Source organism: Psychroserpens sp. Hel_I_66 (assembly GCF_000799465.1).
GTDB lineage: Bacteria > Bacteroidota > Bacteroidia > Flavobacteriales > Flavobacteriaceae > Psychroserpens.
This window is the reverse complement of sequence record NZ_JUGU01000001.1, coordinates 2,171,752-2,185,381: the sequence shown is the minus strand read 5'-3', so window position 1 is coordinate 2,185,381 and position 13,630 is coordinate 2,171,752. Positions and strand designations below refer to the sequence as shown.

Below are 13,630 nucleotides of genomic sequence, written 5' to 3'. Positions count from 1 at the left end.
AAATCGGGATGTATCCATCTTTGTTTTGAAAAAAGATATTAATAAAAAAGATTCCCGTTTTCACGGGAAATGCTATGAGAACTAAATCACTTAAGAAAAACAAAATCAACGTTATAACATTAGGGTGCAGCAAAAATGTGTACGATAGTGAAGTGTTGATGGGACAATTAAAAGCCAGCGGAAAGGACGTCGTCCACGAAGAGGAAGGTAATGTTGTGGTGATTAATACCTGTGGTTTTATCAATAATGCCAAAGAAGAAAGCGTGAATACCATTTTGGAATACATGCAGAAAAAAGAAGCAGGCGAAGTTGATAAAATTTTTGTAACAGGTTGTTTAAGTGAGCGTTACAAGCCAGATTTACAAAAGGAAATCCCTAATGTTGATCAATATTTTGGAACGACCGAGTTGCCTCAATTATTAAAGGCATTGGGTGCAGATTATAAGCACGAACTTATTGGTGAGCGTTTAACAACAACACCAAAAAATTATGCCTATTTAAAGATTGCTGAAGGCTGCGATAGACCCTGTAGTTTTTGTGCCATCCCGTTGATGCGTGGAAAACATAAAAGTACACCTATCGAAAATCTTGTGACCGAAGCTGAAAAACTAGCAGCTAACGGAGTTAAGGAACTCATTTTAATCGCTCAGGATTTAACCTATTACGGACTCGATTTATACAAAAAACGTAATCTTGCAGAATTACTCGAACACCTCGTAAAGGTTGAAGGGATCGAATGGATTAGATTGCATTATGCATTTCCAACGGGTTTCCCAATGGATGTGCTGGATGTGATGAATCGTGAGCCTAAGGTTTGTAACTATCTGGATATTCCGTTACAGCATATTAGTGATTCTATCTTAAAAAGTATGCGTCGTGGGACCACTCAAGAGAAAACCACTAAATTGCTTAAGGAGTTTAGAGCAACAGTACCAGATATGACCATTAGAACGACGCTAATTGTGGGTTATCCTGGAGAAACCGAAGAAGACTTTCAAACCCTTAAGCAATGGGTCAAAGACATGCGTTTTGAGCGTATGGGTTGTTTTACGTATTCGCACGAGGAAAATACACATGCCTATAATTTAGAGGATGATGTGCCAGAAGAGGTGAAAATCGATAGAGCCAACCAGATTATGGAAATCCAATCCCAGATTTCTTGGGAGTTGAACCAGCAAAAAATCGGACAAACATTCAAAGTCGTCATCGATAGAAAAGAAGGTAATTACTTTATTGGTCGTACCGAATATGATTCGCCAGATGTGGATAACGAAGTGTTGATTGATGCTACGGAAACGTATTTAAAGACTGGAGAGTTTACTACGATTAAAGTTATTGAGGCTGAGGATTTTGATTTGTATGGTGAGGTGGTATTATCCTAATTGCAAATAAAGAGTTGAATTGTATGGCTCTTGAATTTAGGGAGTTCGTTTAACGCATTTGTATGATTTCGTTGCGTGTTTAAATAATAAAGTTAGCAAGTAATCACTGATAGAAATTCCAGTGGAATTTTCGTAATTAAGCTCTAACTAGCAATGAATTATACACATTTGTGTGCTTTCGTTATTTTTTTAAGTTGAGTTGTATATCAATTTTTCGGATAAGCTCATTTGCCCATTTTTCCTCACTTTCAAGTCCTTTTATTCCTATTTTTAACCTAATGGACAGTTGATTTAAATAATTCTCGAGACTTATGTCATCTCTAATATCTTGTGGTTGTAAGATAGGTCGTTTATCATTGTCGTATATACTAAGATGTTCGTCAAGAGCCACTACATTTTTAGAAAACATGTTATAATTATTTATAAGATTATTTTCATTGTATGCGTTGATAAATCTTTTAGTTTCAGTAACATGTTGTTCAAGTCCAATGTTATTGAAATAATTTGATAAATCTTTGGTCAAACTATCATTTGTAATATTATTTAAATAGCCCGTACTTGTAGCTATATCAAATGAAGTTCTGTTAGAACTTGGTACTATAAAATAAACTATTAATTGAAAGTCATTTATGAATTGTAGAGTGTCTTCAAGGGGCTTTGAAGTATCAATTATATACTCCAGAAGCCTTAGTCCAGACTTGTTTTGAGAAATTTTAAATTCTTTTACGTGTCTAAATTCTTGAATATCACTCTCTAAATCTCTTTTTATATTTTTTAAAAGAGTTTTTTCTATTTTACGGTCTTTTTTTTCTATTTGCCAAGTATTAAATTGAAGTGCAATCAAAATTCCGACGACTACTAGTATTATTTCTCCAATTGCATAAATAAGATATTTGCTGAATTTGTTTTCAGAGAGTAATTTTTGTCGGATTTTACGAAAAAATTTTATCATTGGTTATTGTTTGGTCATAATGAAGCACAATGACTTGGATTTCAACTTTTTTTTAATTGTTAATTTCCGCAGTTAAACGAATTTAATTTTTTTAATATTCAAAATCAAATATATAACAGTAAGAATTTCAATATTTTATCATTTAATGTTAACAAAACTTTGACTAATTTCAAATTTACCTTGGTACAATTTATGCACTAAACCTACCATGACTTCAAAGTACATATTAATTCTTTTCCTCCTTCTATTACTAGCTTCCTGCAAACAAGTGCAAAAAGTATCTGATGTGATTACAAAGCCTTCAGCAAGAGAGGTCTTGGAGCGTGATTTTAAGGATAATGACAGTATTTATAACAGTTATTCGGAGAGTTATGAGCAATCAAAGTCAAATATTCTAAAATTAGAATTACCAACAGTCATCACTTCACAAACAGATACTTTGGCGTTTTCCATTCTCGCCTATACCATTGATTTAAAACGAGGCGAGCGTTTTAAAATGCTGTCACCAATAGCTCCAGATAGTTTGCAATTGGCGATAGATGTGTTTGCTTTTGAGAATGATTCCGTAGTCGCTCAAAAACCTATGGTTTCAAACGAACCCAATAGTAACACTTTAGAATTTGATGTGACTAAAAGCGGGTCGTATAAATTGGTGGTTATGCCAAATCGTAAAACTACCACTACCTTTTCTATGCAATTATATACAGAGCCAACGTTTGAATTTCCGGTAAGCGGAAAATCCAACTCGGCGATTCAAAGTTTTTGGGGAGCATCAAGAGGTGGAGGCTCGCGTTCACACAAAGGCATTGACATTTTCGCAAAACGTGGTACACCTGTAGTGGCTGCAGTTGATGGTTATATTTCAAATACGGGTAATCGTGGTTTAGGCGGAAAGCAGGTGTGGTTGCGTGATGGTGTTTTCGGGCAATCGTTGTATTACGCACATTTAGATAGTATTGCGGTGTCTGGAAGTGATCGTGTAAAAGTGGGAGATACGTTGGGCTTTGTTGGCAATACAGGTAATGCGAGAACGACGAGTCCGCATTTGCACTTCGGAATTTACACCAGAAACGGAGCAGTAGATCCACTACCTTTTGTAAAACAAACCGAACCTATGGAAATCAAAGAAACTGCATTGTTCACCAATGCAAAAACACGTTTAAAAACCAACGAGCTTAGAGTTGGAGCAGGTGTAAAGAATGAAAAAATTCTGGATTTGGAACAAGATATTCCCCTAAAAATATTGGGTAAAACCGAACGTTGGTTTCATCTAAGGGTTAATGATAGCATTGAAGGATTTATGCATGACTCACTTTTAAAAGAAGAAAATTAGAATAAATTCAATCCACAAACTCATAATCAATTCCCAACTTGCGTAAAGCTCGTAAGGCAGAGGCAGAATTTTTATCGTCCACTTCAATTTCTACAGGGTCGCCTTCTAAGAGAATCTCGGTAAACTCATTGGCTAGCGCTTGATTACCATTTACCATAATTTCCATAATGCAATTGGCTATAGCTCTTTTATCTGGTCTTTGCTCATCACACGATAATAAATTGATTTTCATAATATTTTGTTTTGATTGCGTATTTTTTATTCGGTTTGGGAACTAGTTTTTTCTTCGGAAGCACTATTCCGAAGTAAAAAAAAGTCAGCCTTTTTTGCTTGTTCAATTAAGTTGTTCAATAACAAACCATAACAAGATATGAAACTCTCCAATGCAATGGGAAAATAATTCTCTAAATATCAAACCCTATTTTATAACGGATCTTGCATAGAATAGATTATGTTTTTAAAAACATATCAATTTATGTGATTTTTTTTAATTAAATTTAAACTTAACTTATTTTAAACAAAGCTATTATGAAAAAACTCTACTCTTTAATCTTTTCTTTATTATGTGTTTCTTTTCTGTTTTCACAAGAACGGATTGCTGTTGCGCAAAGTACCAGAGACGTCGTTATACTTTTAGATCCAACAGATGGATCTGTTATAAACAATGATTTTATAGATTTGACAACCTTAGGGGCATCAACACCAAAAGATATTTTACAAGTTGGTGATGAGCTTTGGATCACAGATCAAATACAAGATAGGATAGATAGATTTGATCTAACGGGAACTTACGTTAGCACTATTGAAAGCACTGTAGGTCTTGATAATTTAAGAGGTTTAGCCTTGGTTAATGGAGAAGTTTGGGTCTGTAATGCAGGATCAAACAATGGTGCACCTGGTAACGCTATAGTAAGATTTGATACAGATGGAAATTTGTTGGGTAATTATCCTACAGCAAATAGTCCATTTGATGTGATTGACACAGGTACTGAAGCGATAATTAGTTTTATTAATGGAGACTCTATAGAGCGTTTTGATTACAGTGGCAATAGTTTGAGTGTGATTACTACAAGTGTAGATTTTCCGCAGCAACTTCAATACGATAGTACGAGTGGATCTCTTTTGGTAGCTGGCTTTAGTCCGCCAAGCGGAATTTATCAGTTTAATGTGTCAACCGGAGCTCAGGAGTATTATCTAGATTTAGGCTCAGGTTTAAGAGGCGTAATAGAATTAGATAATGGCACTTTGTTAGCGTCTTCTAGTTCAGGCCTTTTTACAGTAGATACCACCACTAACACGTTTAATAATTATAATACAGAAAATTCTCAATATTTTAGTAAAGTTGATTTAACACCGTTAAGTGTTGACGACAATACATTTTCAAGTTTTATTATGTATCCAAATCCCGCGACTAATTATTTAGAAATTTCTGCTAGAAATAAGTTTACAACTATAAATGTTTCTAATATTTTGGGACAAAAAGTATTAGAACTTAATACCGATTCTAATACAGAACGTTTAGATGTGTCTGGCTTACAATCTGGTGTGTACTTGATAGTAGTTAGTAATGGTAATGAGAGTGTTGTGAAAAAATTCATCAAGAAATAATTACTTTTTTGCAAACGTTATAATTCATAAGCATTGTTGTTTACAAAGAAAATGGAATTCACAAAAAACAGTTTTCCGTTTTCCCAAAAGCTCCTGAACATCACATTGTCAACCATATAGATTACACTTCCGCTTCCCAGAGGTTGCTCACCAAAAATGAGCGAATTGTGTAATTGTTTTAGCGCATCTTGTCCTGCATATCCCGAAACATTTTTTGGGTTGTCTCCAAGATAAGCGACGTTGTACCCATTTTCTAAAAGGCTGTACGAAGAACTGCCCAATTTTAAGGTAAAATAGTGATTGTCATAACCAAAAGCCATTGGGTGCGTATTATCAACATCGGTTTTAAAAATTGCACCTGTGATTAGGTTTTTGGTGTAATCACGTTCGCGATCTGCATATTTGATGGTAAGATTTTTTTCTTCGGAAGTTGAATCAGCCACATTACGCTTTAATCCAAATCCATCTTTATCAGCAAAACTGTTTAAAGCACCATCGATGGCGATGAGCTTTCCACCAGACTGAACCCAATTTTTAATTTTCTCAGTCAGTTTTTCATCGAGTAAACCTCCATAATACCCATTTGGCATAACCAGCACATTAAATTTTGATAAGTTGCTGCGAGATAAATCATCAGTATTTATAGATGTTAAGGGATATTGTAATTGTTGCTCAAAAAAATGCCACAGCTCACCGTAACTTAAAGAGGACGTATACTCTCCAGAGAGCATTGCAATTTTTGGCGGATTCACTAATTTAATATCTGGCGATCCAAAATCTGGTCCTGAGGAAGAAAACCCGCTTTTTAATGCTGTCAGAGTTCTTTTATGGTCGTGAGCTGTTGCATTTACTTTATCATCAAAATCCTTTATTTTTTTATTATCACCTCTAACAATAATTAATGAACCTCGATCATAAGTTTTGCCTTCCGCAGAAAAAGGTTTTTCTGTAAAGCGAACTTTAATATTTTGTTTTAAAAGCTCTGCTAGAAATTGAGCGTCCATGATGTTGTCCCATTCTAAAGCATATCCAGTTGCAGTAGGGTCTGCAATTGTCATTGGATAACCACTAACAAGTTTATTATTAGTGTCTATTAAAGATTTGCTGGCTAATGCATCCAAACCATATGCATAAGGAACACTCCATGCAGTAATATCATAAGTCAAAGAGTCACTCAATTTGGTATTGGGTTCAAACAACACTTTTACCATTTTTCCTTTTGGCTGATTGGTGCTCACTACTAAATCTTTATTAGACGTATTTAACTGTCCTTGTTTAGAGGACGAATAGTTGTACCCTTTTACATTTCCGCCTTGAGCGAAGCCATAAGTGATTTCATGTTTATCTAATAATTGTTTTAAACGTTCAATTTTATCTGGATGTCCCTGTAAAACATAACTCTTATAGGTGAGCTTAGAATTATCAAAATACTTTTCAAATTCAGTATTTAACTTTTGTGCATTTTTTGATGCAATCTCAATAGTTGATAGACCTGTAGTTGTATGATGCGTCAATCGATCTACCAAAGTTAGCTCATCACCTTCGTCGTTTAAAATTCCCAATCCTGCGCGTCCATGTCCACCTTGCTCGTAAGTCATCCCAATGGCTCCCATATATGTTGGATACGTATCGCCATAACTGGGATACAACAAATCAAAACGCTCACGAGTGAAGTACAACCAACCTTCAGCATCAAAATATTTAGCGTGGTTTTTACCAATTTGCGTTTGGAAATCGCGCTGCCAATCGCTAATGATCTCATGAAAAGGCTCTGCAGCCGGGGCAAAATAATAAGGCTCATTGATACCTTGCTCATGAAAATCGACATGAATATGAGGCATCCATTTATTATACACTTTTAATCGTGCTTGAGACTCTACCTGTGTTGCCCAAGCCCAGTCTCGATTGAGGTCAAAAAGATAATGATTTGGTCGTCCTCCAGGCCAAGGCTCGCTATGTTCACTCGCTTGTTGGTCAATATCGTATGGCACACTCGCAGTTTCGTTGTACCAATTCACATAACGATCACGACCATCGGGATTGATACAAGGGTCAATAATCACAACCGTATTTTTTAGATACTCTTGTTTTTCAGTTAGTAATTTATAAATAGTAAGCATTGACGCCTCAGTACTTGACGCCTCATTGCCATGCACATTATAACTCAACCAAACGATCGCAACATCTTTTGTATTTGACGTGCCATCTAAAATCCCAGCATTTTTGAGGTTACTCTCTCTTATTTGCTCTAAGTTTTTCATGTTTTCTTCGGAAGAAATATAGGCTAGCACCAGCGGTCGTCTTTCATTCGTTTCTCCATATTGCTCCAATTTTACATACTGCGAAAATTGGCGCTCCACATGCTCAAAATAATCAACAACTTGGTGATGTCTTGAAAATTTAGTGCCAATCTCATACCCTAAAAAACTAGAGGGCGACTTAAGATCTTGAGCTAAAACCGAAAAAGAAATAAGCAACGTAAAAATGAGAGAAATTGATTTTTGCATGAAACTTGTATAAAAAGTGAGTTAAGAAGTAAAGATAGGAACTGGTATTGAATTAACTAAAATTTAGGACTCAAAAAAAGCGAAGAATAGTATCTTTATCCCTCAATTGAAGTGAAACTATGCCAACCAAATACATTCCGTTTAAAGAGACCCATTATTTTTCATCGCTTATTTGCGATTATCTTGATGAAAAAGACCATTTAAAATCATTTTATCATCGTTTTCCTTCAATAGAAAATTTTGAAGCGCAAATTCATGAAAAGCAGATTGCTTATCATCCAGATAAAAGAAAGATTTTGGTAAATGCTTTAATGCGACAGTATGGAGGTTTACAAATATCTTCATTGACACTTACCAATCTTGATTTATTAAAAGAAGAAACTACATTTACAATTACTACAGGTCACCAACTCAATATCTTTACAGGCCCATTTTATTTTTTTTATAAGATTATATCCACAATAAATTTATGTAAAGAGCTTAAAGAAAAGTATCCAAACCAAAATTTTGTACCTGTGTATTGGATGGCTACTGAAGATCACGATTTTGAGGAAATCAACTTCTTTAATTTTAAAGGTCAAAAAGTACAATGGAATCGGGAAGCATTTGGTGCGGTTGGCGAATTAGACCTCGACGGATTAGATCAGGTTTATGAAGCTTTTGCCAGCCAATTAAATAAAACGACCAATGCAGAGGAGTTGAAACAATTATTCCGAAGTGCGTATTTAGAGCACGGTAATTTAACCAAAGCCATGCGTTATTTGGTCAATGAACTTTTTGGAGCTCATGGTTTGGTCATCGTAGATGGAAATGATGCCGATTTAAAACGTCCGTTTATTCCTTATATGGAAGACGAGCTGGTTAATCAAACGTCTATTGAAAAGGTTTCCGAAGCGAACAAACATCTAAATGATCTCGACGGAAATTATAAAATCCAAGTGAATCCCAGAGAAATCAATTTGTTTTATATTACTCAAAATGTAAGAGAACGCATCGTTGAAACCGATGGAAACTATCAAGTTCTCAACACAGATATGAATTGGAGCAAGAGTGAGATGCTAAAAGAACTTTCAGAACATCCAGAAAGATTTTCGCCAAATGTAATCATGCGACCATTGTTTCAAGAAGTGATTTTACCAAACCTCTGTTATATTGGAGGAGGAGGAGAATTAGCCTATTGGTTGCAGCTCAAATCTAATTTTGATGCACAAAAAGTTGTCTTCCCGATGTTATTACTTCGGAATTCTGTACTCATCATAACCGATAAGCAAAAAGAAAAACTTGACAAACTGGATGTTGAGGTGAACGATTTATTTTTAAATACTTCAGAGTTACGAACAAAAATCACAAAGCAGGTTTCTAAAATTGATATTGATTTCTCAAAGCAGAAAGATCACCTTAAGCAGCAATTCAAAGATTTGTATAAACTCGCTGAGCAAACCGATAAGTCCTTTGTTGGTGCAGTGTCTGCCCAGGAAACGAAACAAATCAACGGATTGGAAAACTTGGAGCAACGTTTATTAAAAGCCCAAAAACGAAAAATGAGCGATTATTTAGAGCGTGTGACCGAACTTCAAAAAGCGTTGTTCCCAAATGAAAGCTTACAGGAAAGACAAATGAACTTTTCGGAGTTTTATTTAGAAAATGGCGACGCAATCCTTCCGAAGTTATTAGAACATTTAGAACCTCTAAAAGGTGAGTTTCTAGTGTTAACAATTTAGAATAAAATTTACGGTTTACGTGTTTAGTTTTTAGGCGCAATTATTACTTTTGTGCATGCAACACAACAAAGTCCTAATTTTAGATTTCGGTTCGCAATACACACAGCTTATTGCGCGTCGCGTTAGAGAGTTAAATATCTATTGCGAAATTCACCCATTCAACAAAATTCCTGTAGATTCTGAGAGTTTTAAAGCAGTCATTCTTTCTGGTAGCCCAAATTCGGTGCGAGGAGAAGACGTTTTACATCCAGATTTAGAACAAATTCGCGGAAAAAAACCATTGCTCGCAGTCTGTTATGGTGCGCAGTATTTAGCGCATTTCTCGGGAGGTGAAGTGGCAGAATCCAATAGTCGCGAATATGGTAGGGCCAACCTGAGTTTTATTAAGGATCGTGAAGATTTTTTTACGGGAATTACAAAAGGAAGTCAAGTGTGGATGAGCCACAGCGATACCATAAAAAAATTACCTACAAATGGAGTTTTATTAGCCAGTACGCACGATGTTGAAAATGCAGCGTTTAAAATAGAAGGCGAAAAAACATATGCCATCCAGTTTCATCCAGAAGTATATCACTCTACAGATGGTAGGCAACTACTCCAAAACTTTTTGGTTCATATTGCCCAAGTGGAGCAGGACTGGACACCACAATCCTTTGTAGAAGAAACCGTAGAAGCACTCCAAACACAATTAGGTGACGATAAAGTCGTTTTAGGATTATCTGGAGGTGTAGATTCGTCTGTCGCTGCCATATTATTGCATAAGGCCATCGGCAAAAACCTGTACTGTATTTTTGTAAATAACGGTTTACTTCGGAAAGATGAATACACAAGCGTTCTAGAGCAATATGAAGGCATGGGGCTTAATGTAAAAGGTGTGGATGCTTCGGCACGCTTTTTGGATGCTTTAAAAGATGTAAGCGATCCAGAATTGAAACGTAAAGCAATAGGTCGCGTGTTTATTGAGGTTTTTGATGATGAAGCAAATGCCATCAAGGATGTAAAATGGTTGGCTCAAGGGACGATTTATCCAGATGTGATAGAAAGTGTTTCGGCAACCGGAGGACCAAGCGCAACAATTAAAAGTCATCATAATGTTGGCGGATTGCCAGATTTTATGAAACTGAAAGTGGTTGAACCGCTTAAGGCATTGTTTAAGGATGAAGTAAGACGCGTAGGGAAATCAATGGGTATGGATCCAAATATTTTGGGTCGCCATCCATTTCCTGGTCCAGGATTGGCGATTAGAATTTTAGGAGATATCACTCCCGAAAAAGTACGTATATTACAAGAGGTTGATGCTGTTTTTATTAACAACCTGAAATCTTGGAATTTATACGATAAGGTCTGGCAAGCTGGAGCTATTTTGTTACCGGTGAACAGTGTTGGCGTGATGGGAGATGAAAGAACCTATGAAAAATGTGTCGCCTTGAGAGCTGTAGAAAGTACAGATGGAATGACTGCCGATTGGGTGAATCTTCCGTATGAGTTTTTACAAAAAACCTCAAATGAGATTATAAATAAAGTAAAGGGTGTAAATAGAGTAGTTTACGATATTAGTTCAAAACCACCTGCAACTATTGAGTGGGAATAACATTCTTGCGAAAGCGGGAATCTCTTACTAAAGAAAAGAGAATTCTCTGCGTAAGCAAAACCACTTCAACTTAGTTTTGAAGACTTGAGGTGATCTTCCTTTTTTTTAAAGGAAGAGAATTAAAAAATTAAAAGCTTAGTAGTTGATGTTATTCAAAATCCCTGTAATCAAATAAAATTTCCGAAGAAAAAAGAACAAGGAAATACGATATAAATTTTTATAAATGAAAAAACTCTTTTTAATATTAGCAATCTTATTTTGCAGCATATCTATGTCTGCGCAAGATTATAAAACTCATAAAGTAAAACAGGGTGAAACTATTGAAAGTATTGCAAAGCAGTACATGGTGACACCTTTTGATATTTATGCATTAAATCCTGATGCAAAAAAATCTATAAAGCCAAATACAGTTCTCATTATACCTACAGCTGGTATTAAAAATGAAGCTACTCAAGCATCTTTAAAAGAATTGGTTGGTTTTAAAAAGCATAAAGTTAAGCGTAAGGAAACGTTGTATAGTATCTCTAAGGAATATGGTGTAGAAATTGAAGATATTAAGAAAAACAATAAGAGGTTATATTCTGAAAATTTGAGAAAAGGGGATAAAATCCAAATCCCAAAATATAAAACGATAGTCAACAAGGTATCGTTAAACAATACCATTAAAAAATATAAAGTCCAACCTAAGGAAGGTAAATGGCGTGTGGCATATAAATTTGGAATTACCGTGCCACAATTAGAAGCATTAAATCCTAATATGGGTGAGGTGTTACAGCCTGGACAAGAAGTAAATGTGCCAAATATTAGCGGTAACGAAGAGAAAACCGTAGAAGAAAATTATGGCTATTACACCGTTTTAAAAAGCGAAGGTTTTATGGCGCTTAATAGAAAATTAGGTGTAACTCAAGAAGAGTTAGAAGCTTTAAATCCAGAGTTAAAGGAAAGCGGTCTCACATTAGGCATGGTCTTAAAAGTCCCTGCAGATGTTAAGATATCTAACACCGTTAAAGATTTAGAAAACACAAACTTATCGGGTAATCTTAAAAATCTTAGTAAGAAAAGGATTGCTTTGATGTTACCATATCGTACACATAGAATTGATGTAGATTCTATTAATGCAGCAAAAAAGGCGATAAGAAAAGACGCGATGCTATCTATTTCTTTAGATTTTCATGCAGGAGCTCTAATGGCGATTGATTCTGCAAAAAAAATGGGTATTTCAACTTATTTGAAAGTGTTTGATACCAAAAATCAATCTGCAGAAATATCTAAAATTTTAAGCTCCAATGATTTTTCAGATTATGACGCGATTATTGGTCCTTTGGTCCCATCACATTTAGATCGTGTAGCATCTGATGTTAAGGGAGATAATGTGCCAGTGATTTCTCCGTTTTCTATGCCAAATACACTTTATGACAATGTGTTTCAAAGTGTGCCATCAAGTGAATTGTTGGAAGATGCGATTATAAAATTTGTAAAATCAGATTCGTTACCAAAGCATTATGTAATAATTTCAGACTCAAAACATAAGCGTGTAAGCGATAAGCTTAAAGGAGAATTTCCTGGAGCTAAACAGGTCTTTTCAAGAAAAGACAAAAAAGGTGCGGAAGCATATTTTGTCTATCAAACAGATTTATCTAATGTATTCAAAAACGGAAAAAATATTGTATTTCTAGAAACCGATAACGAAGGTTTTGCCTCTAATGTTATAAGCATGATCAATGGACAAATGTCAACAGGTAAGGATATTATTTTGATGACTACAGATAAAAACAGAGCTTTTGAAGGACGAGAGATTTCAAACTATCACCTTTCTAATCTTAAATTTCATTATCCTTCGGTTAATAAAACAGCAGATATTTCTTCGTCTACAAATTCATTTATAAGAGATTATAGAAGAGTTTATAACGTTAGTCCAAATAAATACGCAGTTAGAGGATTTGATTTGACCTTAGATTTATTATTACGATTGTCAAGCGAAGATGACTTGTATAAAGCATCTCCCAGCGATATAGAGACAGAGTACGTTGAAAATAAATTCCGTTATACCAAAAAACAATTTGGAGGCTACTTTAACGAAGCGGTTTATGTAGTAAAATATGATAATCTAATTATAGTAGAGGCAGAATAATGACATCTAAAGTAACGTATTTAGGAGGTTTGAGAACAGAGAATGTTCATATTAAATCCAATAATTCATTTTTAACAGATGCACCATTAGACAATAATGGCAAAGGAGAAGCGTTTTCACCTACAGATACTGTTGCAACAGGATTAGCAAGTTGTATGATTACCGTTATGGGTATCAAAGCGCAGGATATGGGTGTTGATATGACTGGGACAACCGCAGAAGTCACTAAGACAATGGCGAGTGATCCTCGACGGATTTCTAAAATTAAGGTAGTTCTAAACTTCCCTTTTGAAAGCGATGCAAAAACAAGGACAATTTTAGAGCGAACCGCAAATACCTGCCCTGTGCATTACAGTTTACATCCAGATATCGAAAAAGATATTACGTTTAACTGGAAATAATTAA

10 protein-coding genes are annotated in these 13,630 nt (G+C 35.2%); 7 read left to right on the top strand and 3 right to left on the bottom strand.

Going from position 1 to position 13,630, the window contains the following annotated elements; all coding sequences use genetic code 11:
- The first annotated feature begins 74 nt into the window (after positions 1-74).
- Positions 75-1,382, top strand: a complete 1,308-nt coding sequence (rimO, locus tag GQ40_RS09830; RefSeq protein ID WP_047547903.1) for a 30S ribosomal protein S12 methylthiotransferase RimO — start codon at positions 75-77, stop codon at positions 1,380-1,382.
- A gap of 181 nt (positions 1,383-1,563) precedes the next feature.
- Here rimO and GQ40_RS17180 read toward each other — a convergent pair whose 3' ends face one another.
- Complete coding sequence (locus GQ40_RS17180; RefSeq protein WP_052184223.1) at positions 1,564-2,334, bottom strand: DUF6090 family protein; 771 nt, start codon at positions 2,332-2,334, stop codon at positions 1,564-1,566.
- Positions 2,335-2,602: 268 nt separating this feature from the next.
- Between GQ40_RS17180 and GQ40_RS09820 the strand changes: the two genes are divergently transcribed.
- Positions 2,603-3,667 carry a M23 family metallopeptidase gene (locus GQ40_RS09820; protein WP_052184222.1) on the top strand — a complete coding sequence of 355 codons (1,065 nt, stop codon included), beginning with the start codon at positions 2,603-2,605 and terminating at the stop codon, positions 3,665-3,667.
- A 7-nt stretch (positions 3,668-3,674) separates the two neighbouring features.
- Here the strand turns inward: GQ40_RS09820 and GQ40_RS09815 are convergent, their stop codons facing one another.
- On the bottom strand, positions 3,675-3,899 hold the full coding sequence (locus tag GQ40_RS09815; RefSeq protein WP_047547901.1) for a hypothetical protein: 225 nt from the start codon (positions 3,897-3,899) through the stop codon (positions 3,675-3,677).
- A 296-nt stretch (positions 3,900-4,195) separates the two neighbouring features.
- On the opposite strand from GQ40_RS09815, the gene GQ40_RS09810 reads away from it, so the two are divergent.
- Entirely contained in the window at positions 4,196-5,275 is a 1,080-nt protein-coding gene (locus GQ40_RS09810; RefSeq protein ID WP_047547900.1) for a T9SS type A sorting domain-containing protein, read from the top strand.
- A gap of 17 nt (positions 5,276-5,292) precedes the next feature.
- On the opposite strand, the gene GQ40_RS09805 is transcribed toward GQ40_RS09810, so the two are convergent.
- Entirely contained in the window at positions 5,293-7,782 is a 2,490-nt protein-coding gene (locus GQ40_RS09805) for a M14 family metallopeptidase (RefSeq protein WP_047547899.1), read from the bottom strand.
- A 119-nt stretch (positions 7,783-7,901) separates the two neighbouring features.
- Between GQ40_RS09805 and bshC the strand changes: the two genes are divergently transcribed.
- From bshC to GQ40_RS09785, 4 genes are all read left to right on the top strand, one after another.
- On the top strand, positions 7,902-9,503 hold the full coding sequence (bshC, locus tag GQ40_RS09800) for a bacillithiol biosynthesis cysteine-adding enzyme BshC (protein ID WP_047547898.1): 1,602 nt from the start codon (positions 7,902-7,904) through the stop codon (positions 9,501-9,503).
- A 55-nt stretch (positions 9,504-9,558) separates the two neighbouring features.
- Complete coding sequence (guaA, locus tag GQ40_RS09795; protein ID WP_047547897.1) at positions 9,559-11,094, top strand: glutamine-hydrolyzing GMP synthase; 1,536 nt, start codon at positions 9,559-9,561, stop codon at positions 11,092-11,094.
- Between the two features lie 223 nt (positions 11,095-11,317).
- Positions 11,318-13,225, top strand: a complete 1,908-nt coding sequence (locus GQ40_RS09790; RefSeq protein ID WP_047547896.1) for a LysM peptidoglycan-binding domain-containing protein — start codon at positions 11,318-11,320, stop codon at positions 13,223-13,225.
- Positions 13,225-13,626 carry an OsmC family protein gene (locus tag GQ40_RS09785; RefSeq protein WP_047547895.1) on the top strand — a complete coding sequence of 134 codons (402 nt, stop codon included), beginning with the start codon at positions 13,225-13,227 and terminating at the stop codon, positions 13,624-13,626. The genes GQ40_RS09790 and GQ40_RS09785 overlap by 1 nt, the downstream gene beginning before the upstream one ends.
- Positions 13,627-13,630 lie beyond the last annotated feature (4 nt).

What these genes read in the sequence shown, in the direction of transcription:
- rimO (WP_047547903.1), top strand. Translation starts at nt 75, where the DNA reads ATGAGAACTAAATCACTTAAGAAAAACAAAATCAACGTTATAACATTA.
- GQ40_RS17180 (WP_052184223.1), bottom strand. Translation starts at nt 2,334, where the DNA reads ATGATAAAATTTTTTCGTAAAATCCGACAAAAATTACTCTCTGAAAAC.
- GQ40_RS09815 (WP_047547901.1), bottom strand. Translation starts at nt 3,899, where the DNA reads ATGAAAATCAATTTATTATCGTGTGATGAGCAAAGACCAGATAAAAGA.
- GQ40_RS09810 (WP_047547900.1), top strand. Translation starts at nt 4,196, where the DNA reads ATGAAAAAACTCTACTCTTTAATCTTTTCTTTATTATGTGTTTCTTTT.
- GQ40_RS09805 (WP_047547899.1), bottom strand. Translation starts at nt 7,782, where the DNA reads ATGCAAAAATCAATTTCTCTCATTTTTACGTTGCTTATTTCTTTTTCG.
- bshC (WP_047547898.1), top strand. Translation starts at nt 7,902, where the DNA reads ATGCCAACCAAATACATTCCGTTTAAAGAGACCCATTATTTTTCATCG.
- guaA (WP_047547897.1), top strand. Translation starts at nt 9,559, where the DNA reads ATGCAACACAACAAAGTCCTAATTTTAGATTTCGGTTCGCAATACACA.
- GQ40_RS09790 (WP_047547896.1), top strand. Translation starts at nt 11,318, where the DNA reads ATGAAAAAACTCTTTTTAATATTAGCAATCTTATTTTGCAGCATATCT.
- GQ40_RS09785 (WP_047547895.1), top strand. Translation starts at nt 13,225, where the DNA reads ATGACATCTAAAGTAACGTATTTAGGAGGTTTGAGAACAGAGAATGTT.